23 protein-coding genes are annotated in these 26,871 nt (G+C 31.0%); 19 read left to right on the forward strand and 4 right to left on the reverse strand.

The window, feature by feature from the left end; all coding sequences use genetic code 11:
• Position 1 precedes the first annotated feature (1 nt).
• A complete protein-coding gene (aspS, locus tag KDK92_RS22960; protein WP_250861754.1) occupies positions 2–1,789 on the forward strand; it encodes an aspartate--tRNA ligase in 1,788 nt (595 codons plus the stop codon).
• Positions 1,790–1,863: 74 nt separating this feature from the next.
• Here aspS and KDK92_RS22965 read toward each other — a convergent pair whose 3' ends face one another.
• Together KDK92_RS22965 and KDK92_RS22970 are read right to left on the reverse strand one after the other, a co-directional pair.
• Complete coding sequence (locus tag KDK92_RS22965) at positions 1,864–2,112, reverse strand: CPF_0552 family protein (RefSeq protein WP_250861755.1); 249 nt, start codon at positions 2,110–2,112, stop codon at positions 1,864–1,866.
• Positions 2,113–2,407: 295 nt separating this feature from the next.
• Positions 2,408–3,946: a transposase gene (locus tag KDK92_RS22970; protein WP_250861756.1), complete on the reverse strand. Its 1,539-nt coding sequence runs from the start codon at positions 3,944–3,946 to the stop codon at positions 2,408–2,410.
• Positions 3,947–4,326: 380 nt separating this feature from the next.
• On the opposite strand from KDK92_RS22970, the gene KDK92_RS22975 reads away from it, so the two are divergent.
• The 12 genes from KDK92_RS22975 (at position 4,327) to KDK92_RS23030 (ending at position 18,446) form a co-directional block, all read left to right on the forward strand.
• A complete protein-coding gene (locus KDK92_RS22975) occupies positions 4,327–4,629 on the forward strand; it encodes a metal-sensitive transcriptional regulator (protein WP_250861757.1) in 303 nt (100 codons plus the stop codon).
• A 722-nt stretch (positions 4,630–5,351) separates the two neighbouring features.
• Positions 5,352–6,269, forward strand: a complete 918-nt coding sequence (locus tag KDK92_RS22980; RefSeq protein WP_250861758.1) for an ABC transporter permease — start codon at positions 5,352–5,354, stop codon at positions 6,267–6,269.
• A gap of 13 nt (positions 6,270–6,282) precedes the next feature.
• Complete coding sequence (locus KDK92_RS22985; RefSeq protein WP_250861760.1) at positions 6,283–7,485, forward strand: ABC transporter permease; 1,203 nt, start codon at positions 6,283–6,285, stop codon at positions 7,483–7,485.
• Between the two features lie 13 nt (positions 7,486–7,498).
• Complete coding sequence (locus KDK92_RS22990; RefSeq protein ID WP_250861761.1) at positions 7,499–8,503, forward strand: ABC transporter ATP-binding protein; 1,005 nt, start codon at positions 7,499–7,501, stop codon at positions 8,501–8,503.
• 11 nt (positions 8,504–8,514) lie between these two features.
• Positions 8,515–9,519 (forward strand): ABC transporter ATP-binding protein, encoded by a 1,005-nt coding sequence (locus KDK92_RS22995; RefSeq protein ID WP_250861762.1) that lies wholly within the window; start codon positions 8,515–8,517, stop codon positions 9,517–9,519.
• 59 nt (positions 9,520–9,578) lie between these two features.
• Positions 9,579–11,276: a peptide ABC transporter substrate-binding protein gene (locus KDK92_RS23000; protein WP_250861763.1), complete on the forward strand. Its 1,698-nt coding sequence runs from the start codon at positions 9,579–9,581 to the stop codon at positions 11,274–11,276.
• A gap of 638 nt (positions 11,277–11,914) precedes the next feature.
• A complete protein-coding gene (locus KDK92_RS23005) occupies positions 11,915–12,838 on the forward strand; it encodes an ABC transporter permease (RefSeq protein WP_338115287.1) in 924 nt (307 codons plus the stop codon).
• A gap of 13 nt (positions 12,839–12,851) precedes the next feature.
• Complete coding sequence (locus KDK92_RS23010; RefSeq protein ID WP_250861764.1) at positions 12,852–14,054, forward strand: ABC transporter permease; 1,203 nt, start codon at positions 12,852–12,854, stop codon at positions 14,052–14,054.
• Positions 14,055–14,066: 12 nt separating this feature from the next.
• Positions 14,067–15,071, forward strand: coding sequence for an ABC transporter ATP-binding protein (locus KDK92_RS23015; RefSeq protein WP_250861765.1), 1,005 nt, complete (start codon positions 14,067–14,069; stop codon positions 15,069–15,071).
• An 11-nt stretch (positions 15,072–15,082) separates the two neighbouring features.
• Positions 15,083–16,087: an ABC transporter ATP-binding protein gene (locus tag KDK92_RS23020; RefSeq protein WP_250861766.1), complete on the forward strand. Its 1,005-nt coding sequence runs from the start codon at positions 15,083–15,085 to the stop codon at positions 16,085–16,087.
• 56 nt (positions 16,088–16,143) lie between these two features.
• Positions 16,144–17,871: a peptide ABC transporter substrate-binding protein gene (locus KDK92_RS23025; RefSeq protein ID WP_250861767.1), complete on the forward strand. Its 1,728-nt coding sequence runs from the start codon at positions 16,144–16,146 to the stop codon at positions 17,869–17,871.
• Positions 17,872–18,074: 203 nt separating this feature from the next.
• Entirely contained in the window at positions 18,075–18,446 is a 372-nt protein-coding gene (locus KDK92_RS23030; protein ID WP_250861768.1) for a CoA-binding protein, read from the forward strand.
• Between the two features lie 16 nt (positions 18,447–18,462).
• Here the strand turns inward: KDK92_RS23030 and trxA are convergent, their stop codons facing one another.
• Positions 18,463–18,774, reverse strand: coding sequence for a thioredoxin (gene trxA / locus KDK92_RS23035; RefSeq protein ID WP_250861769.1), 312 nt, complete (start codon positions 18,772–18,774; stop codon positions 18,463–18,465).
• 142 nt (positions 18,775–18,916) lie between these two features.
• On the opposite strand from trxA, the gene KDK92_RS23040 reads away from it, so the two are divergent.
• The 6 genes from KDK92_RS23040 (at position 18,917) to KDK92_RS23065 (ending at position 26,372) form a co-directional block, all read left to right on the forward strand.
• Entirely contained in the window at positions 18,917–19,552 is a 636-nt protein-coding gene (locus KDK92_RS23040; protein WP_250861771.1) for an HD domain-containing protein, read from the forward strand.
• Between the two features lie 140 nt (positions 19,553–19,692).
• Positions 19,693–21,444: an ABC transporter ATP-binding protein gene (locus tag KDK92_RS23045; RefSeq protein ID WP_250861772.1), complete on the forward strand. Its 1,752-nt coding sequence runs from the start codon at positions 19,693–19,695 to the stop codon at positions 21,442–21,444.
• An 11-nt stretch (positions 21,445–21,455) separates the two neighbouring features.
• Positions 21,456–23,531, forward strand: a complete 2,076-nt coding sequence (locus KDK92_RS23050) for an ABC transporter ATP-binding protein (protein ID WP_250861773.1) — start codon at positions 21,456–21,458, stop codon at positions 23,529–23,531.
• A 118-nt stretch (positions 23,532–23,649) separates the two neighbouring features.
• Positions 23,650–24,459, forward strand: coding sequence for a YihY/virulence factor BrkB family protein (locus KDK92_RS23055; RefSeq protein WP_250861774.1), 810 nt, complete (start codon positions 23,650–23,652; stop codon positions 24,457–24,459).
• Positions 24,460–24,512: 53 nt separating this feature from the next.
• On the forward strand, positions 24,513–25,595 hold the full coding sequence (locus tag KDK92_RS23060; protein ID WP_250861775.1) for an AI-2E family transporter: 1,083 nt from the start codon (positions 24,513–24,515) through the stop codon (positions 25,593–25,595).
• Positions 25,596–25,700: 105 nt separating this feature from the next.
• The gene (locus tag KDK92_RS23065) at positions 25,701–26,372 is read left to right on the forward strand and encodes a CvpA family protein (RefSeq protein ID WP_250861776.1); all 672 of its coding nucleotides are present in this window, start codon (positions 25,701–25,703) and stop codon (positions 26,370–26,372) included.
• A 27-nt stretch (positions 26,373–26,399) separates the two neighbouring features.
• Here the strand turns inward: KDK92_RS23065 and KDK92_RS23070 are convergent, their stop codons facing one another.
• Entirely contained in the window at positions 26,400–26,861 is a 462-nt protein-coding gene (locus KDK92_RS23070; RefSeq protein ID WP_250861777.1) for a methylglyoxal synthase, read from the reverse strand.
• Positions 26,862–26,871 lie beyond the last annotated feature (10 nt).

Here is a 26,871-nt window from a genome sequence, read left to right on the forward strand (position 1 = left end):
CATGGGTGAAAGTTTAAATGGTTTAAAGAGAAGTATTATGTGTGGCGAATGTAGAGAAGAACATATTGGTCAAAAGCTTACAGTTATGGGATGGGTACAAAGAAAAAGAAATCTAGGAGGACTTGTATTTGTTGACTTAAGAGATAGAGAAGGGATACTACAAGTTGTTTTTGGAGATGAGATTAATGAGGAAGCATTCAAAAAAGCTGACCTTGTAAAATCGGAATATGTTATTGCTATTGAGGGTGAACTTGTTATGAGGCAATCTCCTAACAAAGGAATTCCAACAGGAATGGTAGAACTTAAAGGTGAGAGTATTAGAATTTTATCAGAATCTCAGACACCACCTATATACATAAAAGAAAATTTAGATGCAGCTGAGAATATTAGATTAAAGTACAGATATCTTGATCTTAGAAGACCTGATATGCAAGAAAAACTTGTTATCAGACATAAAGCTGCTAAGGTAATTAGAGATTTCCTTGATGAGAATAAATTCTTAGAGATGGAAACTCCTATGCTAACTAAGAGTACTCCAGAAGGAGCAAGAGATTACCTTGTACCAAGTAGAAACTATCCAGGCAAGTTTTATGCATTACCTCAATCTCCGCAGATTTTTAAGCAGTTATTGATGGTTTCTGGATTTGATAGATACTTCCAAATAGTAAAGTGTTTTAGAGATGAAGATTTAAGAGCTAATAGACAGCCTGAGTTTACTCAAGTGGATATTGAAATGTCATTTGTTGATATGGAAGATGTACTTGAAGTAAATGAGAGATTAATACAGAGATTGTTTAAAGAAGTTAAGGGCATCGATGTGCAGTTACCTATTAAAAGAATGCCGTATGATGAAGCTATGGCTAAATATGGTAGTGATAAACCTGATTTAAGATTTGGTATGGAAATAAATAATATTTCCGAAGTTGTTAAAGATTGTGGATTTACTGTATTCAAGGGTGCAATAGAGGCTGGTGGAAGTGTAAGAGCAATTGTTGCAGAAGGTTGCTCTGGCATGGGTAGAAAAAAAGTTGATAAATTAGGTGAGTTTGTTAAGACTTATAGAGCAAAAGGTTTAGCTTGGGTAGCTCTTAAGGAAGATGGAATTAAATCTCCTATAGCTAAGTTCTTTAGCGAAGAAGAGATGAATAACATCATAGAAGCTTCAGGAGCTAAAACTGGGGATTTAATACTTATTGTTGCAGATAAAGATGAAGTTGTATTACAAAGTCTTGGAGCTTTAAGATTAGAGCTTGCGAAGCAACTAGAGTTGTTGAAAGATAATAATGAGTTTAATTTCGTATGGATAACTGATTTCCCTCAGTTTGAGTATAATGAAGAAGAAGATAGATATGTTGCTAAACACCATCCGTTTACTATGCCTAAAAAAGAAGATATGCATTTACTAGAAAGTGACCCTGCTAAAGTAAGAGCAGAGGCGTACGATATTGTACTTAATGGTGAAGAGCTTGGTGGGGGAAGTATAAGAATACATGAAAGTGATGTTCAAGAGAAAATGTTCGGAGCTCTTGGTTTCACTAAAGAGAGCGCTTGGGAAAGATTTGGATTCTTGCTTGAGGCGTTCCAATATGGACCACCACCACATGGCGGAATTGCTTATGGTTTGGATAGAATAGTGATGTTCTTAAGTGGAACAGAAAACATCAAAGATGTTATAGCATTCCCTAAAAATCAGAATGCAGCTTGTCCGATGTCAGAAGCTCCAAATGTAGTTGATGAAAAGCAATTAAGAGAATTAGGAATAGAAATAACAGCTAAAGAAGATAAATAGATAAGAATTATCTTGAATATATTTAAGGCTAAAGAAGGGAATAAATTCTCATCTTTAGCCTTTAAATGTATATGCTATATTACCATTGTGTTAACTGTAACACCTTCTATGTTTGTGAGGTCAGCTTTTAGTTTTTCAATATTCTCAGCATCTGGCCTTAATTGCAATAAAATCAATCCTCTTTGAGAACAAGTTGCTTCAGAAGTTTCATGAAGTCCTAGTCTTGTTTTAATAATACATCCATGTTTAGTTAGGATTTCCTGAACAGTAGGTGCGGATTTTGTTCTTGGGTTAATAGCGATGGCCATAATTGTACATTCCATAAAATCTCCTCCTATTAAATAAATTTATATTTATTATAGTGTAAGGCAAGCATTAACTTCAAGGAAAATTATACTAATTATAATAATGAGATGTTACTGAATCTCACATCACTAAAGTGACGTGGTTCTCATCTACACAAACTTCTTTTATACCCTCAATATATTATTTAAAACTTCATATATTTACGACATTATAAAAACTTATTTGTTTCGATAAAACTTTCACTAACAATAATCCTAATGGATTAATTAACATTAGCATAACGCCCGATTCAAGACGTATATTTAATTCTAATTAAATTCCAAAGCTGCTTATTAATTTATAATTATCTTTCTTCATGTTTTTTAATCTCTCAATTTCTCTATTATGCATTTCTCTAAAGTTTTCGAAATCATTTATCATATTTTCTCTATCTATTTTATCTAATTTTTTACCTATTACATTTTGAATTATAAAACTACTATACAAATCTCTCTGTATCTTAAAATCTCCAAAATTATTCCATCTTTCATTTAATTGTTTTTTAATATATCTATCTTCAATGTGATTGAATTGACTGGCTTTAACTTTTTTAGTACTTATCTTTAATAATTTCAACTTTTCATACTGTAGTTTTCTATTTATTATATCCAATAACATTGACGGAGCTTTGTTTGCTAAGGATTTACCGAATCTTTTCTTTTTGTTAAACTTACCAGTTTTCTCATTGACAGTAGTATTTTTAGCTCTAGCTTGCAATCCTTTATAGTTCATTGTTTCCACTAGTATTCTATCACCTAAAGATATTATATAATTTGATAACTTCTCATGAGATTGCTTTCTAATATCAGTTTGTTTTCTCTGAATATCCTTTAACTCGTAGAGTATTTTCATATATCTATTACTTTTAATCCATTTTAATTTTTGTCTTTTACCATCTATAATAATACCTTTTTTTACAGTTCCATCTTCTTTGAAATTATTAGGATTATTAGCACGTCTTTGTCTATCTAACTTTCTTAATAGCCTTCTCTTTTCCTTTTCAATATTATTAACTTCTGGTGCTAATTCTAATAATTTAACATCATATTTTGCAGATATTGCAATACTTTGAGTGCCTATGTCTAAGCCTACATTTCCTTCTCCTATTTCTTTATTCTCCTTTACAGGTGGAACCCCTTCAAGTATGAGCTGAACATAGTATTTATATTTACCTCTGATAAGTTTTCTTTTAATTCTACAATACTTAACTCTATCTTGAATTGCTATTTGAGCATATTTATCGCATGATTTTATAATTACAGGTAATTTCAACCCATTCCATTGAATTAAGTCATCTTTATATTTTAATCCACTTTTATTCCACTTATTTTCTAAAGTATTCAATGACCCATATTTCTTAAAATGAACACAATTAGCTTCACCTTTAAGCAATTTATTAATAGAAGTCCAAGCTCTGCTTGCTATTGCTTGAGCTACTTTACTATCAATACTTTTAAAATGTGAGTACATGGGTTGTATGTAGTTTATAAGTGAGTATTCTGTCAAAGAATATTTTTTGTATAATTCATTTAATTGCTTATATAGATATTTGCGTTGTTTTTCTAATTTTTTTAAGTTATCTTCATTTTTACAATTGAAATGTTTTTTATTAATTTCTTTTATTTGCTTTCTTACTTGTTTATAATCTTTTCTCTCTATCATTACATTATATCTTTTAAGAGCTTCACTTAATACTCCATTAAACATCTTTCTACCTATCTCAAAACGTTTATTTAACTCATCTTCTTGCCATATTTCTGTTTTTAATTCTAATGTTAATACGTAACTTGATGTTGTTGATTTCTTTCCCATAATACTCACCTCTTTCTATTTGTTTTTTTTATTAAAATATATATCCTCATCTAAGATGTATCTTGACATATGTATATTATATTTTTGCCGCTAACTCATGAATGAATTCACAAGTATGTGTGGTGATTGAATCAAAAAAACATCCAATGGCAAGTAGGGTTCTGTTTATAGTTAATCCAACTGTGGGTTGCAAATAGGAGTAAGTCTACAAAGTAGCTAGTTTGCTCACTGGTTATTTGTTTGAATATGGTTAAATTAAATGATATACTTTATATAGACAAAATGAAAAAAATGTGAAATGTTATTTAGGCTTTAGATAAATATTCTAAATAAAGCAATAATATATAATGAAAGGGGGAAAAGAGTTTACTCTTGAATATATGGATAATGAAAAAAAAATAAATGAAAATATTAAGCAGGAAGAAATAGAGAAGAGAAATAAAGATATAATAATTAGATTAAGAAAAATTGAAGGTCAAGTAAAGGGTATTGAAAAAATGGTATCTAGTGAGACTTGTTGTAGAAATATACTGGTTCAGGTAGCTGCTATAAGGTCAGCTATAAACAAGGTTGGAGGTTTGGTTTTAGAACACTATGCATCTAATTGTTTAGATTTAAAGGATCAAGAAACAGAAGAAGGGGTAAAAGAGTTAATTGATACTTTTATGATGTTTTTAAAATAACCTTAATAATTATATAAAGTAATGCTATTTTTGAAGGTAAGAATTTAATTCTTATCTTTTTTTTTTTTTTTTTTTTTTTTTTTTTTTTTTTTTTTTTTTTTTTTATTTTATTTTAGAAATCGAAAATTTTGTTAAGATATTTGCATATATAGATATTGGTTATATTGAAAAAATTCGAATAAATAGATTACTAAAAAGTAATGAAAGGTCTTTTTAAAAAGAGAATATTTCAATTAAGTAAGAAAAGTTATTATTTGGCTGAAATGCTTTTATTTTATTAGAGAAAAATATATCCAGCTTTAAAAGAAAATGAATGAACTAAATGAGTAAAATTCAAAATAAGGTAATTTAAAACAAAAAAATCAGTGGTAAAAGTTTCATATAAATGCAAATAAAACTTGGATAATGAAAATGATGTTTGCATAATAATCAACTATGAAAATATTATTTTTCGACAAAAAAGCTACATATGTGTGAGTGAATTTGCACTAAAAAACTTTAAAAAGTAGATAAAATCACAAAAAATACAGTATTTTAATAACATATTTAAATAGTATGTCACATTATATATATCTTGACAAATCAAATAAAATAAATTATTATTGAGAAAAGCAGTATAACTATTCAAATGAGGAAGTTTTTAAAATGAACTAAAGGTTATTAAAACTTTCAATTATCTGAAAATTTAGAAGTATTAAAAATACTTAAGAGGGGGAAGGGAATTGATTAAATTTTTTCTGAAAAGGTTTTTTTCAGCAGTTTTTACCTTATTCTTGATTTCGACTTTGACGTTTTTCTTGATGAAAGCTATTCCGGGAGGACCATTTTCAACAAATGAAAAGCTTTCGGATCAAGTGAGAGAGGCTCTTGAAGAAAAATATCATCTAAATGATCCTGTTCACAAACAGTATTTAGATTATATGGGAAGGCTACTAAAGGGGGATTTGGGACCGTCATTTGCAAGACCGGGAGTAGAAGTTAATGAACTTATGAAACAAGGATTTCCTTTATCGGCGAGTATTGGAGGGTATGCTGTGATTATGGTATTGCTAATTGGTATTCCAATGGGGATCATTGCTGCTATAAAGCAGAATAAAATTCCTGATTATGCAATATCCATTTTATCAACACTTGGAGTATGTATTCCAGGTTTTGTATTAGCAACATTATTTATATTCTTCTTTTGTTTTAAATTAAACATATTACCGTCCCATGGACTTGATACATGGAAGCACTATATTGGACCAGTAATAGCCCTTGGGGGATTCTCACTTGCATTTGTAACAAGACTAACAAGATCAAGCATGTTAGAGGTTATGCAACAGGATTACATTAGAACAGCAAGAGCTAAAGGCTTACCTGAGTCAGTTGTAATATTTAAGCATGGATTAAGAAATGCTCTGATACCAGTAGTAACATATATTGGACCAACAGTTGCAGCTATTTTAACTGGTAGTTTTGTAGTTGAAAAGATATTTGCGATACCAGGTATGGGTAAACACTTTACAGAAAGTGTAGGTAACAGAGATTATACGACATTGATGGGGGCGACGATTGTATTTTCCATATTCTATTTAGTTATGATATTAATCGTTGATGTTCTTTATGTTGTAATTGATCCAAGAATAAAATTTGACTAAGGAGGCAAAACAGATGGCTAATACAAAAACAGAAATATCTCCAAAGTGGCAAAGAGTTAATAAAGAAGAATTTGAAAAAGATAAAATTGAAAGACCCAGTCTTACTTATTGGCAGGATGCTTGGAGAAGATTAAAAAAGAACAAGCTATCAATGTTTGGTCTTTGTTTAGTTATTATTATTACTCTTATGGCAATATTTGCTCCAATGTTCTCTAGGTATTCATATGAAGACCAAAAGCTAGAATTTGTTAACTTACCTCCAAAACTTGATGTTTATAAAGTTGATGATAGTAATTACTTTCATTTGACTAAAGAATATACATTGATTAGTGTTGCAAGAGATGGTGAGCTAGTTGGTTCATTGAAGGAAGTTGAAGATAATAAAATTAAAAGATATAAAAAATATGAAATAGATGGAAATGAAATTATATTAGATTATAGTTTTGCTAAGCAAGCAGCAAGAAGTAAAGATCCAAATGCAAAGAAGTATGAAATAAGGCTTAATGGAGAAGAAATTACTATTGATAAAACAATGAAAAATAAGAGCTATATTCTAGGAACAGATCACTTAGGAAGGGATTTGTTTATCAGAATAGTTTATGGTGCTAGAATTTCGTTATTTGTTGCTTTTGTAGCGACTCTTGTTAATTTCTTTATAGGAGTTTTTTATGGAGGAATTTCTGGATATATTGGAGGCAAAGTTGATAATATAATGATGAGAATCGTTGATATAATCAGTACAGTACCTTTATTACTAATAGTTATATTATTATCAGTATATTTAGGTAATGGAATTAAAACCATAATAATTGCCTTTGGTTTAGTTTACTGGGTTAGAATGGCAAGACTAGTTAGAGGACAAATACTAAGTTTGAAAGAGCAAGAATTTGTATTAGCAGCTAAGACTGTTGGAGCTAGTACTTGGAGAATACTTGCAAAACATCTGATACCTAATGCAATGGGTCCTATTATCGTTTCTATGACAATGATGATTCCTAGTGCAATATTTACAGAATCATTTTTGAGTTTTATAGGACTTGGAGTAAGTGCACCACAAGCGTCATGGGGAACAATTGCAAGTGAAGCATTACAAAGTTTATGGACAAGTCCATATCAACTTATATATCCATCCATTGCAATATGCATAACAATATTATCATTTAACTTCCTGGGTGATGGATTAAGAGATGCACTAGACCCAAGATTACGTAAATAGAGGGGTGATAAGTATGGAAGAAAAAATATTGCAAGTTAATAATCTTAGTACTTCTTTCTATACTCACTTAGGTGAAGTACAAGCAGTTAGAGGGGTAAGTTTTCATGTGAATAAAGGAGAAGCAATTGGTATTGTTGGAGAGTCGGGAAGTGGTAAGAGTGTAACCTCAATGTCTGTTATGAAGCTATTACAATTTCCAGGTAAAATTAAAAATGGAGAGGTTATTTTCAAAGGGAAAGACTTAGTTAAATTTAAGAAAAGTGAAATGTTAAAGATTAGAGGAAATGAAATAGCTATGATTTTTCAGGATCCAATGACTTCTTTAAATCCTGTATTTACAATAGGAAATCAAATTATAGAAGCTGTAATGAGGCATCAAAAAATAAGTAAAGTTGAAGCAAGAAAGAAAGCTATTAAAATGCTTAAGCTTGTTGGTATTCCATCTCCAGAAACAAGGATTGATAACTATCCACACGAATTTTCAGGAGGAATGAGACAGAGAGCAATGATTGCAATAGCGTTATCCTGTGAACCGGATTTATTAATTGCTGATGAACCAACTACAGCACTAGATGTAACAATTCAAGCACAAATACTTGAGCTAATGAAAGAGCTAAAAGATAAAATCAACACATCGATTATATTGATAACACATGATCTAGGTGTTGTTGCGGATGTTTGTTCCAGAATAATTGTAATGTACGGAGGATTAATAATGGAGGAAGGCTCTGCTAGAGAGATATTCTATAATCCTAAACATCCTTATACTGTTGGACTCTTGAAATCTATTCCTAAAATTAATGTTGGAGAGAGAAATAGATTAATTCCAATTGATGGAACACCACCAGATTTATTAAAACCTCCAGTGGGGTGTCCTTTTGCAGCTAGATGTGAACATGCTATGAATATATGCATGAGTGAAAGACCTGATTTTTATGAGGTTTCTGATGGTCATAGAGCTAGTTGTTGGCTACTAGATTCAGAGGCACCACCGCAAGAGCTAAAAACAGAGGCATAGGAGGAATTTGAATGGAAAAAGTTCAGAGAGATGATGTTTTATTAGAAATAAAAAATCTTAAGAAGTACTTTAAAATAGATAAAGGTCTTTTTTCACAACCATCGTATGTAAAAGCTGTGGATGATGTTTCATTCTATATTAAAAAAGGAGAGACATTTGGCCTAGTAGGAGAATCAGGTTGTGGTAAATCCACTACAGGAAGGACAATTATAAGATTATATGATGTCACTGGTGGGGACGTTATATTTGACGGTACTAACATTTCAAAATTTAATGAGAAGAAGCTGAAGGATTATAGAAGAAGAATTCAAATGATATTTCAAGATCCATATGCCTCACTGAATAGTAGAATGACTGTTGCAGATATAATTGGTGAACCCATTGATATACATGGATTATGTAAAAGTAAGGAAGAAAGACAAAAAAGAATTTTCGATTTGCTAAATAGAGTAGGGTTAAGTAAAGATCATGCTTCTAGATATCCTCATGAATTCTCAGGTGGTCAGAGACAGAGAATTGGTATTGCTAGAGCATTGGCAGTAAATCCAGATTTTATAATTTGTGATGAACCAATATCAGCACTGGATGTTTCTATACAAGCACAAGTAATTAATATGTTGGAAGATTTACAAGAAGAATTTGGATTAACTTATCTTTTTATAGCCCATGATCTGTCCATGGTTCAGCATATTTCAGATAGAATAGGAGTGATGTATTTGGGAAATCTTGTAGAGATATCACCTAGTGATGAGCTATATGAGAATCCATTGCATCCATATACACAGGCATTATTATCAGCTATACCTATTCCGGATCCAGACTATTCTATTGAAAAGAATAGAGAGACTTTAGAAGGAGATGTTCCAAGTCCGATTAATCCTCCTTCGGGATGTAAGTTTAGAACAAGATGTAAATATGCAAGTGAAAAATGTGCTAAAGAAGTACCGGTTATGAAAGAAGCAAAAAAAGGACATATGGTTGCTTGTCATTGGGTTGAAGAGAAACTAGGCCTTTAAAAAAGATATGCTCTGAGGTAAAACTCAGTTTATATAAAATAACACAGGAGGGGATAAATTTGATTAAAAAGGGACTTGCATTGTTGTTGTCAATGACTTTAGTAGGTGGTGCATTTGTATCATGTGGAACTAAGGACAGTAATACGAATAGTACAACAACAAATGCCTCAGAAGAAAAAGATAAAAATAACAGTGGTAAAGAAGAAGAGAAAGAGAAAGTGGTAACTCAAGAGATAGTATGGAATCTTGGATCTAATCCTAAAACACTTGATCCGGGTTTGAATAGTGCATCTGATGGTGGAGATGTTATCAATAATTTATTTGAAGGTCTTGTAAGAGAAGTTGATGGGCAATATATACCAGGTATAGCTAAGTCGTGGGACATTAGTGAAGATGGTTTAGAATACATTTTTAATTTAAGAGATTCAAAATGGTCTGATGGATCGCCGTTAATAGCTGAGGATTTTGAATATGCATGGAAAAGAGCTATTAATCCAGAAACGAAATCGGAATATGCTTTTATAATGTATCCGATTTTAAATGCTAGTGAATATAGTAGTGGAGAAGCTACTGCTGATGATGTAGGGATAGAAGCACTTGATTCTAAGACTTTGAAAGTAACACTTAAATCACCTGCGCCTTATTTCTTGGGATTAACACAGTTTTATACTTATTTCCCGGTAAATAAAAAAGCAGTAGAATCTGGTGAAGAAGGTATTTGGGCAAAACAACCTGAGAAATTCTTAGGAAATGGTCCATTTAAACTTGAAACATTTATTGACTCTGATAAATTAGTAATGGTTAAGAATGAGAATTACTGGAATGCAGATGCTATCAAACTTGAGAAAATCACTGCTTTAATGATAGTTGAAGACTCAACTGCATATACGGCATATCAGAACGATGAAATTCAAGTAGTTGATTCAGTACCAAATGAGCTTATACCTCAACTTATGATTGAAGATCCTGAGTTTTATGTTATTCCTATGACAGGAACATATTATTATATCTTCAATCTGAGAGATGATGCTAAAGAAGTATTTAAAGATGAAAGAGTAAGACAAGCATTGGCTTATGCAATAGATAGAAAGACAATAACTGATAAAGTTCTTAAGGGTGGACAAATAGCAGCAACTGGATTCGTTCCACCAGGAATTCTTGATGCGGAAGGTAATGAATTTAGAACGGTTAGTGGAAATCAAGGAATTGAAGTAGATGGTTCAAATATTGAAAAGGCAAAAGCTTTATTAGCTGAAGCTGGATATCCAAATGGAGAAGGATTCCCTTCTTTTACACTTAAGTATAATACAAGTGAAAGTCATAAAAAAGTTGCTGAATCTGTTCAAGCAATGTGGAAAGAGAATTTAGGAATTGATGTAGAACTTAGTAATGCAGAATGGGCTGTATTCCAAGATGATAGATCAAATGGAAATTTTGATGTAGCTAGAGGAGGATGGATAGGAGACTATTCAGATCCTAATACAATGCTAGATTTATTTGTAAAAGATGGTTCACACAATGATGCATTATGGAATAATGAAGAATATACTAAGTTAATTGAAGAAGCATCTCTTTTAGCTGGTCAAGAAAGAATGAATAAATTCTATGAAGCTGAGAAGATATTAATGAAAGAATTACCTATATTCCCAGTGTACTACTATTCAGATTTCTTCATGATTAAAGACAATGTTTTAGGGGTTGTAAAAACTAACTTAAATACTTTCTATTTTGGTAATGTTACAGTAGAAGCTGAATAAAGTAAAAAAAATCCTCAAGGGAAATGTCCCTTGAGGATTTTTTTTGGGATTTTTTTGGCTTCAAATTATAAAGGGGGTTTCGGTTAATGAAGAAGTATGAAATTTTATTTGAAACTACTACATGTAAACCTTGGGTATATTAATTTGAGAGAGTTGAATTAAATGAATGTCTATCATTAATAGATAACTATATATTATTGAATCATTCAAAGTGGTAAAATATGTAATTTAATTATGTTCTTAAATAATGAAATAGTAATTTTAAGTAGATTCAAATTGTAACGAGAAAATATAGAATGGTTAGAGTAGTAGCTATGAATAAAAATGCAAAAGAATTTGAAAGAAAGAAAAAATATAAGCAATAATCAATAAAATTTGACACTAACATATATTTATTAACGCTTAGAATTTAAAAAACTTTAATAGATAGCTAAAATAATAAAAAAAAAAGGAATTTTGAAGGCTTAATGTAATTATGTGTAATATTATATATAACTTGACAAATGTGAAGAAATAAATTATTATTTATAAAAGTGCTTTATTTATTCATAGACGAATATACATAAATGAATTTTTAATATAATAAACGCTTTATTGTCAGAAAATTCAGAAGTATAAAATGATTTAAGAGGGGAGAGATGAACTTGTTAAAATTTTTTCTAAAAAGGTTTTTTTCGGCCATATTCACGTTATTCTTAATTTCAACAATAACTTTTTTCTTGATGAAAGCTATTCCAGGAGGCCCATTTTCCAAAAATGAAAAACTTTCTGATCGAGTAAGAGAGTCGATTGAAGAAAAATATCATTTAAATGATCCGATACATAAACAATATTTGGATTATATGGCAGGATTATTGAAGGGTGATTTAGGACCATCTTTTGCAAGACCAGGAGTAGAAGTTAGTGACCTTATGAAACAGGGATTCCCAATATCAGCGAGTATTGGAGGATTTGCAATACTCATGGTAATACTCATTGGTGTTCCTTTTGGTATCATCGCCGCCATAAAGCAGAATAAAGCTCCGGATTATGCCATATCCTTTTTATCAACATTGGGGGTTTGTATTCCAAGTTTCGTATTGGCAACCTTATTCATATTTGTATTTTGTTATAAACTAAACATATTACCATCCAATGGACTTGATTCATGGAAACACTATATTGGACCTGTTGTAGCACTTGGGGGATTCTCACTTGCATTTGTAACAAGGCTTACAAGATCTAGTATGTTAGAGATTATGCAACAGGATTACATTAGAACAGCTAGAGCTAAGGGCTTACCTGAGTCAGTTGTGTTATTTAAGCATGGATTAAGAAATGCTCTGATACCAGTAGTAACATATATTGGACCAACAGTTGCTGCTATTTTAACTGGTAGTTTTGTAGTTGAAAGGATATTTGCTTTACCAGGTATGGGTAAACACTTTACAGATAGTGTTGGTAACAGAGATTATACCACATTGATGGGTGCAACGATCGTATTTGCCGCATTATATTTAGTTATGATATTAATCGTTGACGTTCTTTATGTTGTGATTGATCCAAGAATAAAATTTGACTAAGGAGGCAAGATGGATGGCTAATACAAAATTAGAAATATCTCCAAAGTGGCAAAAAGTTAATAAAGATGTATTTGAAAAAGATAAAATTGAAAGACCCAGTCTTACATATTGGCAGGATGCTTGGAGAAGATTAAAGAAGAACAAGCTATCAATGTTTGGTCTTTGTTTAATAATTATCATTGCACTTACTGCAATTTTTGCACCAATGGTTTCAAAGTATTCTTACGAAGATCAAAAACTTGAGTTTGTTAACATGCCACCTAAGTTTGATGTTTATAAAGTTGATGAGAATAATTACTTTCATTTAACAAATGAATATAAATTGATAAGTGTTTCAAGTGATGGAGAACTTATTGATATATTAAAAGAAGTGGAAGTTAATGCAATTAAAGCATATAAAAGATATGAAATAGATGGAAATGAAATTATATTAGATTACAGTTTTGCTAAGAAAGCTAAAAGAAGTAAAGATCCAAATGCTAAGAAGTTTGAAATTAGACTTAATGGAGAGGAAATTACTATTGATAAGTCAGTAAAAAATAAAAGCTATATTCTAGGAACAGATCACCTGGGTAGGGATTTGTTTATTAGAATAGTTTATGGTGCTAGAATATCATTGTTTGTTGCCTTTATAGCGAGCTTTGTTAGTTTCTTTATTGGAGTTTTCTATGGAGGAATTTCAGGATATGTTGGAGGCAAAGTTGATAATGTAATGATGAGAATTGTTGATATAATTAGTACAGTACCTTTATTACTAATAGTTATATTATTATCTGTATATCTAGGCAATGGAATCAAAACAATAATAATTGCCTTCGGTTTAGTTTATTGGGTTGGTATGGCCAGGTTAGTTAGAGGTCAAATATTAAGTTTGAAGGAGCAAGAATTTGTATTAGCGGCTAGAACCACTGGAGCTAGTACATGGAGAATACTTTCAAAGCATCTTATACCTAATGCAATGGGTCCAATTATCGTTTCCATGACAATGATGATTCCAAATGCAATATTTACAGAAGCATTTTTGAGCTTTATAGGACTTGGAGTAAGTGCACCACAAGCATCATGGGGGACTATTGCAAATGAAGCATTAAAAAGTTTATGGACAAACCCATATCAACTTATATATCCATCAATTGCAATATGTGTAACAATCTTGGCATTTAATTTCCTTGGCGATGGATTAAGAGACGCACTAGACCCAAGACTACGTAAATAAGGGGTGATAATAATGGAAGAAAAAATATTGCAAGTAAATAATCTTAGTACTTCTTTCTATACTCACTTAGGTGAAGTGCAAGCAGTTAGAGGGGTAAGTTTTCATGTAAATAAAGGAGAGGCAATTGGTATTGTTGGAGAATCAGGAAGTGGTAAGAGTGTAACATCAATGTCGGTAATGAAGCTTCTTCAGTTTCCAGGTAAAATAAAAAACGGTGAGGTAATATTCAAAGGCAAAGATTTAGTTAAATTTAATAAAAAAGATATGTTGAAGATTAGAGGAAATGAAATAGCAATGATTTTTCAGGATCCAATGACTTCTTTAAATCCTGTATATACAATTGGAAATCAAATTATAGAGGCGATTACTCGACATCAAAAGATGAGTAAATCTGAAGCAAAAAAGAAAGCTATTAAAATGCTTAAGCTTGTTGGTATTCCATCTCCAGAAAAAAGAATTAATAACTATCCTCACGAATTTTCAGGGGGAATGAGACAGAGAGCAATGATAGCAATAGCTTTATCTTGTGAACCTGATTTATTAATTGCGGATGAGCCAACTACAGCACTAGATGTAACAATTCAAGCACAAATACTTGAAATAATGAAAGAGTTGAAGAATAAAATTAATACATCAATCATATTAATAACACATGACTTAGGTGTTGTTGCGGATGTTTGTTCAAGAATAGTTGTAATGTATGGAGGATTAATAATGGAAGAAGGCTCTTCTAAAGAAATATTCTATAATCCCAAACATCCTTATACAGTAGGTCTCTTAAAATCTATTCCTAAAATTAACGTTGGAGTGAGAAAAAGACTTGTTCCGATTGATGGAACACCACCAGATTTATTAAAACCTCCAACAGGATGTCCATTTGCAGCCAGATGTGACCATGCTATGAATATATGCATGAGTGAAAGACCAGAGTTTTATGAGGTTTCTGAAGGACATCGAGCTATGTGTTGGTTATTGGATCCAGAGGCACCACCACAAGAGCTAAAAACAGAGGCATAGGAGGGATTTTAATGGAAAAAGTTCAGAGAGATGATGTTTTATTAGAAATAAAGAATCTTAAGAAGTACTTTAAAATAGATAAAGGCATTTTTTCACCACCATCATATGTAAAAGCTGTGGATGATGTTTCATTCTATATTAAAAAAGGAGAAACATTTGGACTTGTTGGAGAATCAGGTTGTGGTAAATCAACTACAGGAAGGACAATCATAAGATTATATGATGTCACTGGAGGAGATGTAATATTTGATGGTACGAATATTTCAAAATTTGGAGAGAGAAGTTTAAAAGAATATAGAAGACGGATTCAAATGATATTTCAAGATCCATACGCATCTCTAAATAGTAGAATGACTGTTGCAGATATAATCGGTGAACCTATGGATATACATGGACTATGTAAGAGTAAGCAAGAAAGACAAAGTCGTATTTACGAACTGTTAAATAGAGTTGGGTTAAGTAAGGATCATGCTTCTAGATATCCTCATGAATTCTCTGGTGGTCAGAGACAGAGAATTGGTATTGCTAGAGCGTTGGCGGTAAATCCAGATTTTATTATATGTGATGAACCTATATCAGCACTGGATGTTTCTATACAAGCGCAAGTTGTTAATATGTTAGAAGATTTACAAGAAGAATTTGGGTTAACATATCTGTTTATAGCCCATGACCTATCAATGGTTCAGCATATTTCAGATAGGATAGGAGTAATGTACTTGGGAAATCTTGCGGAAATATCACCTAGTGATGAATTATATGAAAATCCATTACATCCATATACACAAGCATTATTATCAGCTATACCTATTCCAGATCCAGACTATTCAATTGAAAAAAATAGAGAAATTTTAGAAGGGGATGTTCCAAGTCCAATTAATCCCCCTTCAGGATGTAAGTTTAGAACAAGATGTAAATATGCAAGTGAAAAATGTGCTAAAGAATTACCAGTTATGAAAGAAGTAAAAGAAGGACATATGGTTGCTTGTCATTGGGTTGACGAGAAGCTAGGGCTTTAATGGTATAGTCTGAGTTAAACTCAGTTTATATAAATTAATAATAGGAGGGGATAGTTTTGATTAAAAAGGGACTTGCGTTATTGTTATCTATGACCATGGTAGTTGGGGCTTTTGTATCTTGTGGAAATAAAGATAATAATGTTGAAAATGCAAATAATAGCAAAAACGAACAGAGTGAGGTCAAAGATAAGGAAGAGGATACTAGCAATAAAGATAAGGATGAAGAAAAGCAAGATGACGTTAAAGAAGTGGCACAAGAAATTATATGGAATCTTGGAGCTAATCCTAAGCATATAGATCCAGGTCTAAATGCTGCTACAGATGGTGGAGACGTAGGAAATAACCTATTTGAAGGACTTGTAAGAGAATTTAACGGAGAATACAGACCAGCTATAGCTGATAGTTGGGAAATTAGTGATGATGGATTAGTATATACTTTCCATTTAAAAGACACAAAATGGTCAGATGGAACTCCTTTAACAGCTTATGATTTTGAATATTCTTGGAAAAGAGTTCTTGATCCTGAAACAGCATCTGAATATGCATTTATTATGGATCCAATTTTAAATGCTACAGCTTGCAATGAAGGAGAAGTTGCTCTTGAAGAGGTTGGAGTTAAAGCAATTGACGAGAAAACTTTCCAAGTAACACTTAAATCACCAACTCCTTATTTCTTAGGATTAACAGCGTTCTATACTTTCTTCCCAGTAAATCAAAAGGCTGTTGAAGCTGGACCTGATGGACTTTGGGCTAAACAACCTGAAAATTTCATAGGTAATGGTCCATTTAAACTTGTGGAATTTGTAGATGCTCACAAAATGGTTTTTGTTAAGAATGAGCACTACTGGAATGCAGATGCGATTAAACTTGAAAAGATTACTGCAAAAATGATCGTTGAAGATTCAACTGCATATACAGCATATCAAAATGGTGAAATTGATATACTTAATGGTGTACCAAATGATCTTATACCACAACTTATGATTGAAGATCCAGAGTTTTATGTTTTACCTGTAATAGGAACATATTACTATACCTTTAACATGAGAGAGGATTCAATACCTCAATTAAAAGATTTAAGAGTAAGAAAAGCATTGGCGTATGCAATAGATAGAAAACAAGTAGTTGAACAGGTTCTTAAGGGAGGACAACTTCCTGCACCTGGATTCGTTTCACCTGGAATCCTTGACGCTGAAGGTAACGAATTTAGATCAGTAGCTGGAGATTATGGAATTCCATTGGATGATTCAAAACTTGATGAAGCAAAAGCATTATTGGCAGAAGCGGGATATCCAAATGGAGAAGGTTTCCCAACAATTGATCTTAAGTACAATACAAATGAGAGTCATAAAACTATGGCAGAAGCAGTTCAAGCAATGTGGAAAGAAAATTTAGGAATTAATGTTGAACTTAGTAATGCAGAATGGGCTGTATTCCAAGATGAAAAAAGAAATGGTAATTTTGATGTAGCTAGAAGTGGATGGTTAGGAGACTATTCAGATCCTAACACTATGCTTGATTTATTCATTATAGATGGTTCATTTAATGATGGAAAATGGGTTAACGAAGAATATACTAAATTAATTCAAGAAGCAGCTTTCTTAAATGGTCAAGAAAGAATGGATAATTTCTATAAAGCAGAGAAGATATTGATGGAAGAGGTACCAGTAGTTCCTGTATACTTCTATACAGATTTCTTCATGGTTAAATCAAAAGTAGTTGGAGTTTCAAAAACTAAATTGAATTCTCTTTGGTTAGGTGATTCTGTAGTAGAAGCTGAATAAGAGTAAAAAATTAATCCTCAAGGGAGATTTCCTTTGAGGGTTTTATTTTAATTTTAATCTTAAAAGAGTATACTATTTGTAAAGAGCAATTAACAGAGAACAAAGAATAAATATTCACTTGTTCTTCAGTCTTTGTTCTTTTATAGATAAATTTACTAAGTGGTTTATCTAAATAATAGTCAAGTTTATGAGGAGGAATTATTATGGAAGCAAGAGATTTTATGAAATTTAAAAATTGGGCTGTTGCAGGGGATGTTATGAATGAACAGAAATATGCTCATAAAATATTAACTGCGTTAAAAAGTAACGGGTTTCAGGTAGAGGGTGTTCACCCAAAAGAAGCACATGAGAGTGTACATAATAGTATTTTAAATATTGAACAAAATATTGATGTTTTAGATCTATGCATAAATCCTAAGAGTGGGATTAATATAGTAAAGGAAGCGAATAAAAAAGGTATTGATAAAATACTTATTCAACCTGGAGCAGAAAGTAATGAAATTTTGGATTACTGTAGAGATAATAATATGACAGCTGTACAGGGATGCGCGTTAGTTGAATTGAGAAACTTATAGATAACCAACCTCATGGTTATCTATAAGTTTTTATAAAATTCTCTAAAATTTTTTTGGGAACGAAGCCTGTCTTCACTTCTACAAATTGACCGTTTTTGAAGAAGGCTACTGTTGGCAAACTGGTAATATTAAAATATTGTGCAATCATTGGATTTGCATCTACATCTATTTTAACAAAATTAACATCTGAATTTTCATTTGATAATTGATGAATAACTGGCGATAACATTTTACATGGACCACACCAGGTTGCATAAAAATCGATTACTGAAAGTGCATTGCTAGATAGAATTTGGGTGATGTTCGTAGAATTACCTTCAATTAGCATTTAAAAGACCTCCATATGTTTTGATACCCTATATGGGTATATTATGTGTAGTATCGTAAATATGTTACACTATGTTTTATTAAATTAGATATGTTGGTTATACTAAAAAATATAATACTATTTATGTGAAGGTGATGAAATTATGTTTGATTTAATGGAAATAGAAAATATTTTATTAAATAGTGAAAAACCATCAGAAGAATTAAGAGAATTATTTATAAAAGAGGAAAAATATGAAGAGTATCCATTTGATATGCTGTATAAGCTCAAAGATGTGCCACAAAGTAAGGTTCATCACCCAGAAGGTGATGTTTGGGTACATACTTTAATGGTTGTTGATGAAGCAGCAAAAATTAAGGATAAAAGTAAGAATAAAAGAAACTTTATGTGGGCGGCTCTCATGCATGATGTAGGTAAATTTGATACAACTAGAGAAAGGAAAGGCAAAATAACCGCATATGATCATGATAAAGTAAGTGCTAGAAAAACAAAAGAGTTTTTTAAATTCTTTAAAGAAGATGAAGACTTTATAAAAGATGTTGTAGCTTTGGTGAGATGGCATATGCAACCACTATTTGTAGTTAAAAATCTTCCGTTTGCAGATATAGAAAATATGTTAAAAGAAGTAGACATTGAAGAACTAAGTATGCTATGTCAGTGCGATAGAATAGGAAGAGGGAAATTAGAAGAAAAACGTATAGTAGAGGAAAAAGAGAATATGGAAATATTCAAAAGAAAAGTATTTGAATTTGCATCAGAGAAGAAAAATAAAAAGTGAATCTGTGGATTCACTTTTTTTTATTTTGAATATTTTGTAAAAAAACTATGTAATTTCAAATAAATTTAGAAAAAAGGAGGAATTTTAATTAGGGTATAGAAATATTATTACTTATATGAAAAAACTAAAAGGGAGGAACTATGAGGACATTTAAACATTTAAAGGAATTTATTAAGAAAAATATATTCAGTTATATATTAGGAATAATAATTCTGATTGCAATTGATGTATTTCAATTAGTTATGCCAAAGGTACTAGGGGAGTTAACAGATGCTGCCACAACTAAAACATTAACATCAGCACTGTTATTAAAGTATATAGGCATAATTTTAGCAGTTGCTTTGGGCATAGCAGTTGGAAGGTTTGGGTGGAGAATACTTATTACTGGAACATCAAGAAAAATGGAATATTGGTTGAGAAATAGATTTTTTGGTCATTTAGAAAAATTGTCTAAAAACTACTTTAACAACAATAAAACAGGAGATCTTATGGCACATGCAACAAATGATATTCAAGCTGTAAGAATGGCATTTGGGCCAGGTGTTGTTATGATGGTTGACTCTATAGTATTGACAATATTAGTAGTCATAAGAATGGCACAAGATATAAACATTAAACTAACCTTGATGGCTTTAATTCCATTACCCATTATCGCTATTATGGTGGGGTTAATGGGTAAAGAAATAATGAAGCGATATAAAAATACTCAGGAATCTTTTGGAAATCTAAGTGATAAAATTCAAGAGAATATATCAGGTATAAGAGTAATTAAATCATTTGTACAATTTAAATCACAGTATAAGATATTTAAAGGAGCGAATGATGAGTATTTTGACAAATACATGCATTCAGCAAAATTATTCATTGCAATTTTTCCATTAGTAATGTTGCTTTCATCAGTAAGTTTTATTATAGGACTCGGATATGGAGGAAGCCTTGTTATTGAAGGAACATTAACTATAGGTGAGTTAACTAGCTTTTTAGTTTATTTAGGTTTGCTTGTATGGCCTATGATGGCTATAGGAATGGTTATTAATCATATTCAAAGAGGAACTGCGTCCATGGAAAGGTTGAATAAAATATTAAATACAAAACCTGAAATAATAGATGAGGATATAGATGAATCCATTAAAGATATTGAAGGTGAAATTGAAATTAAAGGACTAACATTCAATTATGGAAATTCTGAAAATCCAGCATTAGAGGATATAGATGTTAAAATTAAAAAAGGTGAGTCATTAGCAATAATAGGTAGAACGGGAAGTGGAAAGACTACCTTAATTAATCTATTGCTAAGAAATTATAATGTAGATGATGGTCAAATCATTATTGATGGAAATGATATAAATAGAATTCCTTTAAAAGTATTAAGAGAGAATATAGGATACGTACCACAGGAAAATTTCTTATTCTCAAAAACAATAAGAGATAATATTGCCCTATATAATAATGCTGAAGAATTTGAAAATATTGAGAAAGCTGCTGAAATTGCAGAGATTAAAAATGAAATATTAGGATTGCCTGAAAAGTATGAAACAATGCTTGGGGAGAGAGGGGTAAATCTCTCAGGTGGACAAAAACAGAGGACATCTATTTCCAGGGCAATAGTGAAAAATCCTAAAATATTAATCTTGGATGATTGCCTTTCAGCTGTAGATACTCATACTGAAGAGAAAATACTTAGTGGTTTAAAGGGAGTTATGAAGGATAGGACTTCTATAATTATTTCTCATAGAATATCAACTATAAAAGATTCTGATAAAATAATTGTTTTAGATGAAGGAAGAATTATTCAGTATGGTTCTCATGAAGAACTACTGAAAACAAGAGGATTATATAGAGAAATATTTGATAAGCAACAATTAGAAGAGAATCTTAAAAATGCAGAATAGGGGGGGATATAATGCAGAATAAGACCAATGAAAATCTAGACCAATTTAATAAAAAAGTGGATTTAAAGCTTATAAAGCGCTTGATGAAATTTGCTAGAAAATATTATGTATTGTTAGGTATATGTATTGTCCTCGTAGTACTGTCATCTATAGTAGATTTAACAAGACCATATTTAATGAAAGTGGCTATTGATGATTATATTAATGGGCAACAGAAAGTAATGGTTGTTAGTGACGATGAAATTGGAGAAAAGGGAGTATATTTTAAGGAAAAATATTATGTTAGAAAGGATTCTATTGATCAAGAATATGCAGAGGGCCTTGAAGAGAGTCAACTATTAAATTATGAAGGAAATAATTATTTAATTGATGGTGTAATAAAAAGTGATGATAAGGTAGAAGAAATAGAGAAGATTAATGAAACAAGCGTAGCTGTTACATTTGAGAATGATAAAAGCGTTAATGGAATCATATTGACTCAAGATGAGTATAAGCAATTCAGAAAGGGAGATGTGAAAGGACTAAGATTTATAACCATTATATTTGCTTCACTCCTTCTGGGGGGATTCCTATTTACTTACCTTCAAGCATATATTCTAAACTATGTTGGACAAAAAGTAATTTATAACATAAGAGAAGATTTATTTAAACATGTTCAAAAGCTATCATTAAGTTTTTTCGATAAAACACCAGTAGGAAAAATTGTTACAAGGCTTACAAATGATATGTTTAATATAAATCAGATGTTTACTAGTGTTATAATAAGCTTCTTGAAAGATATTGCAATTATCGTGGGAACTATAGTTTTCATGATGTTAATAAACTTCAAACTGGCACTAATTAGTTTAAGTACATTGCCAATTATAATACTTGTATCAATATTATTTAGAAATAAATCTAGAAAAGCACATAGAGACGTAAAGAAAAAATTAGGTATTATAAACGCAACTCTTAACGAAAATATAAATGGTATAGGAATAATTCAAAGTTTTCAACTACAAGAGAATTTTTATAATGAATTTGATGAGGTAAATACAGAGCATAAAAAGGCTAATTTGAGAGAATTATTTGTTTATGCGGTATTTAGGCCATCCATAGATTTTTTGTTTTCTCTAACGTTAGCTATACTTCTATGGTTTGGAGGTAGAGGATTAATTGATGGAGTAATTGAATTTGGTGTTTTATTCGCATTTATAGAATATCTACAGCAATTATTCAGACCAATATTTGATTTAAGTGAAAAATTCAATATTCTACAGTCTGCAATGGCTTCTAGTGAGAGAGTATTTGCATTGTTAGATACTGAAGTAGATATAAAGAATTCTCCAGATAGTAAAGTTATTGAAGAAATAAAAGGTGAGATAGAATTTAAAAATGTATGGTTCAAATATGATAAGGACTGGGTATTAAGAGATGTTTCCTTCAAAATAAATAAAGGTGATTCTGTTGCATTTGTTGGAGCTACAGGCTCAGGGAAAAGTACAATAATTAATCTTATAAGCAGGATGTATGATATTCAAGAAGGGGAAATACTAATTGACGGTGTAAATATTAAAAATCTTGATAAGAATTCTATTCGGGAAAGAATAAGTACAGTTCTTCAAGATGTTTTTATGTTCTCAGGAGATATCAAAGAGAATATAAGATTACATGATGAAACAATATCATTAGAGGAAATAAAAGAGGCATCTGAATATGTTAATGCTGATGTGTTTATAAAGAAACTTAATGAAGGCTATGATGAAGAAGTTGTTGAAAGAGGGGCAACATTATCAACAGGACAAAGGCAACTTATTTCTTTTGCTAGAGCCCTAGCATTCAAACCAGATGTGTTAGTACTTGATGAAGCTACTTCTAACATTGACACTGAAACAGAAGTCCTTATTCAAGATGCAATAAATAAGATAATTGAAGATAAAACTACTATTGTTGTGGCTCACAGATTGTCTACAATAAAGCATTGTAACAAAATAATAGTTCTCCATAAAGGAAAGATAAGAGAAATGGGAAGGCATGAGGAACTTATTGAAAAGGGTGGTATATATCACAAACTATACTCTCTCCAATATAAGGAAAGTGCAATTTAAACAAAGCTAAGAAATAAAAAATAGTAATTTCCAATAAAATCCTTCTATTTTGCGTGTAATTGTATTAAACTAATACTATACGTGTAATAGAGGGGTTTAGTTATTTAGGGAGGGAAATATGGTTATTAAATTAGTGGCATTAATAAAGAAAAGCTTAAATGATGGCATCCTTGATACAGCAGCACAACTTTCATATTATCTTATCCTTTCTTTTTTTCCTTTTATGCTATTTTTACTGGTACTTATGAGTTATAGTAATATAAGTGTTGATAGTATATTAAGTATATTAAAGAACATGATACCAGAGAATTCTTATGAATTGATGAGTAGCACAGTAATAGAAACTTTTTCAAAGGCAAACTGGGATATCATGTCTGTTGGTATAATAATCACGGTGTATTCAGCTTCTAGAGGGGTTAGAAGCTTGATGAAAGGGTTGAACAAAGCTTATAATATAAAGGAAAATAGAAATATCTTTAAGAGATTTTTATTTTCAATGGTATTCATGTTAGCATTGGGCTTTATGATCATGTTTTCTCTAGGATTGATTGTATTAGGTGAGTACGTTGGGAAGGCAATTATAACTTGGGCAAAACTAAATAGAGACTATCAAATATTATGGAATGCTTATAGAATAATTTTTGCTGTTGGAGTTATTTTCTTAGTGTTTTTGGTAATATATTTTATACTTCCAGCCAAGAAAGTACATATTTTACAGGTTGCGCCAGGGGCTTTAATAGCTACAATAGGTTGGATTTTGGCATCATTAGGGTTTTCCTTCTATGTTAATAATATCGCCAATTTTGCTATTATTTATGGCGGACTAGGAGCGGTTGTCATTTTTATGATATGGATATATCTCACTTCATTGGTTATATTGATTGGAGGAGAAGTGAACAGTGCTCTTATAAAAAAAGAAGAGTATTAATATAAAAAAATCTAATTTAGAGGATATAAAACAGAAGAGAAAGGAATGTTTTTATGTTAGAAAATAAGTTCTTCAGAATTTCATTGAAGATAATTGCAGTATTAGTTATTATATTGTTGGTGATAAGAGTATCTCCAATATTAAAGCCTCTTTACAACGTTATAAAACTATTTCTTATTCCATTAATATTTGCTGTGTTTCTTTACTATGTGTTAAGGCCTGTTGTAAATTTTGTAGAGAAATGGACTAAGAAGAGAGGGCTTTCGGTAGGAATAACATTTGTTGGGGTTATTATTTTATTTGGAATAATGTTTGGTTATGGAGGAACTCAAATAGGAAAAGAATTAGTGAACCTATTTAATGAACTGAGAAAAATAGTAGAGAATATAGCCTTTAATAAAATCGATGTATGGCCATTTGAAGATTTTATACCTTTAGAGGATCTAATTGAAAAGATATCTGAATATTTTCAAGGAATACTTGGTACCTTAGCTAGTGAAGTAGCTTCAAGTGCAACAGGTGTAGTGAGTGCTATTGGGAATATAGGAACTAAAATATTCTTAACATTATTTATGCTTGTGTTCTTCTTGAAGGATGGAAGCTTAATTATGGATAAAATAGTTGGGCTGATACCAGTAAAACATAGAGAAACAGCCGGCAGGATAAGGCATAAAGTTGATGAGACATTAGCGGTATATATAAGTGGACAGATAACTGTATCATTGATTCTTGGATTGTTGACTTTGATTGGATATAGTATTATAAAATTACCAAATGCATTTGCTTTATCAATTATTAATTTAGTATTTAATCTTATACCATATGTTGGACCAATAATTGGATTTATTCCGGCACTGATTATGGCTGTATCTGGTGGTTTCACATCAATACTTCTTGTTATAATAGTTGCAATAGTAGTACAACAACTAGAGGGGAATTTTATATCTCCATGGATAATTGGTGATAAGCTTAAAATTCATCCCCTAACAGTTGTGATTGTTATTACAGCGGCTATATCGCAGTTAGGAATAATTGGAGCCTTCGCAGCTATTCCTGTTTATGCAATAATAAGGGTTATTGTGAAGGAAATAAAGGTTAAGAGAAACGATAGAATTATCGATATTGAACAAAGTTGACAGATAAATTAGATTATATGTTAGGCACTTTAAATAAATAACTAGTCAGTATGCTAGTATATTTGACTTGTTATTTATTTTCAAATGTCTTATGGAGGTAAAAAAATGAATATAATAGATATTGTTCTTATACTAGTTATTATTGTGGCAATTACAATAGGGTATTGTAGAGGGTTTCTCTCATCTATTGTGAAGATTGTTGCTTTTATAGGTGCTATTGTAGCATCCAGAGTATTTCATGGAGAAGCTGTAGGAATTCTTAAAAATGTTGAAATCGTTAAAGAATTTGTTGATACAGGAGTTAATATGATTATAGATAAGTTAGGTTTTAATGGAATAGCCAATTTATCTAGTGATGCATTAGATAAACTTGATACTCTTCAATTAAATGGAGGAGAAATCAGTTGGATACAAAGTTCTATAAATACATTGAAAACATTTATTGGTGATAGTTGGATGACAAATTCAGCTAGTGTAGGTGATGCTTTAGGAGAGTTGTTATATAGTATTATTGCATACATAGTCCTTTTATTTGGAACCTTTATTGTAATACTTATAATTGGAAATATTATAGTGAAAATTATACATGCTAGTACATTACTTAAAGGAACAGACATGCTACTTGGTGCAGCGTTTACTGGTGGATTAGCAACAATACTCCTATTTATTACAGTTAAGATTTCATTACCATTTCTGATGGTAATAAATAATGAAGCTTTTGTTAAAGCGCTTACGGAGAGTAGAGTCGTTGAATTCATAATGAACTTTCTTAGTTAACAAAAGCACGCGTTAGCGTGCTTTTGTTTATATCTCTATTCTTCTATTATAATAAACTTCAAAAGTATTCATATTGCGTTCGTATTCATCAGCCATAAATTGTGAAGTGATTATAAAATCAGCAGTAGCTTGGTTAGTAGCTACTGGTATATTATATAGAGCTGCTATTCTCAGTAGCGCTTTAACATCAGGATCGTGAGGTTGAGATTCAAGGGGATCCCAGAAGAATAAAAGGCAATCAATATCATTTTCAACAATTTTAGCACCAATCTGTTGGTCTCCACCAAGAGGACCACTTTTAAGTACTATAATTTCTAAATCTGTATTCTTTTGTATTATACTACCTGTAGTACCTGTAGCATAAAATTTATGTTTTTTAAGTATTTCATTGTTTTTCTTAACCCAATTTAAAAGATCTTTCTTTTTATTATCATGCGCAACAAGAGCTATTTTTTTGCATTTTTCCATCAATACAGTGTTTTTTTCCATAATATCCTCC

This window comes from Oceanirhabdus seepicola (assembly GCF_023684385.1).
GTDB lineage: Bacteria > Bacillota > Clostridia > Clostridiales > Clostridiaceae > Oceanirhabdus > Oceanirhabdus seepicola.

Bases quoted from the DNA above. Each gene is read 5' to 3' on its own strand.
- aspS (WP_250861754.1), top strand. From the start codon at position 2: ATGGGTGAAAGTTTAAATGGTTTAAAGAGAAGTATTATGTGTGGCGAA.
- KDK92_RS22965 (WP_250861755.1), bottom strand. From the start codon at position 2,112: ATGGAATGTACAATTATGGCCATCGCTATTAACCCAAGAACAAAATCC.
- KDK92_RS22970 (WP_250861756.1), bottom strand. From the start codon at position 3,946: ATGGGAAAGAAATCAACAACATCAAGTTACGTATTAACATTAGAATTA.
- KDK92_RS22975 (WP_250861757.1), top strand. From the start codon at position 4,327: ATGGATAATGAAAAAAAAATAAATGAAAATATTAAGCAGGAAGAAATA.
- KDK92_RS22985 (WP_250861760.1), top strand. From the start codon at position 6,283: ATGGCTAATACAAAAACAGAAATATCTCCAAAGTGGCAAAGAGTTAAT.
- KDK92_RS22990 (WP_250861761.1), top strand. From the start codon at position 7,499: ATGGAAGAAAAAATATTGCAAGTTAATAATCTTAGTACTTCTTTCTAT.
- KDK92_RS22995 (WP_250861762.1), top strand. From the start codon at position 8,515: ATGGAAAAAGTTCAGAGAGATGATGTTTTATTAGAAATAAAAAATCTT.
- KDK92_RS23005 (WP_338115287.1), top strand. From the start codon at position 11,915: ATGAACTTGTTAAAATTTTTTCTAAAAAGGTTTTTTTCGGCCATATTC.
- KDK92_RS23010 (WP_250861764.1), top strand. From the start codon at position 12,852: ATGGCTAATACAAAATTAGAAATATCTCCAAAGTGGCAAAAAGTTAAT.
- KDK92_RS23015 (WP_250861765.1), top strand. From the start codon at position 14,067: ATGGAAGAAAAAATATTGCAAGTAAATAATCTTAGTACTTCTTTCTAT.
- KDK92_RS23020 (WP_250861766.1), top strand. From the start codon at position 15,083: ATGGAAAAAGTTCAGAGAGATGATGTTTTATTAGAAATAAAGAATCTT.
- KDK92_RS23030 (WP_250861768.1), top strand. From the start codon at position 18,075: ATGGAAGCAAGAGATTTTATGAAATTTAAAAATTGGGCTGTTGCAGGG.
- trxA (WP_250861769.1), bottom strand. From the start codon at position 18,774: ATGCTAATTGAAGGTAATTCTACGAACATCACCCAAATTCTATCTAGC.
- KDK92_RS23040 (WP_250861771.1), top strand. From the start codon at position 18,917: ATGTTTGATTTAATGGAAATAGAAAATATTTTATTAAATAGTGAAAAA.
- KDK92_RS23045 (WP_250861772.1), top strand. From the start codon at position 19,693: ATGAGGACATTTAAACATTTAAAGGAATTTATTAAGAAAAATATATTC.
- KDK92_RS23050 (WP_250861773.1), top strand. From the start codon at position 21,456: ATGCAGAATAAGACCAATGAAAATCTAGACCAATTTAATAAAAAAGTG.
- KDK92_RS23055 (WP_250861774.1), top strand. From the start codon at position 23,650: ATGGTTATTAAATTAGTGGCATTAATAAAGAAAAGCTTAAATGATGGC.
- KDK92_RS23060 (WP_250861775.1), top strand. From the start codon at position 24,513: ATGTTAGAAAATAAGTTCTTCAGAATTTCATTGAAGATAATTGCAGTA.
- KDK92_RS23065 (WP_250861776.1), top strand. From the start codon at position 25,701: ATGAATATAATAGATATTGTTCTTATACTAGTTATTATTGTGGCAATT.
- KDK92_RS23070 (WP_250861777.1), bottom strand. From the start codon at position 26,861: ATGGAAAAAAACACTGTATTGATGGAAAAATGCAAAAAAATAGCTCTT.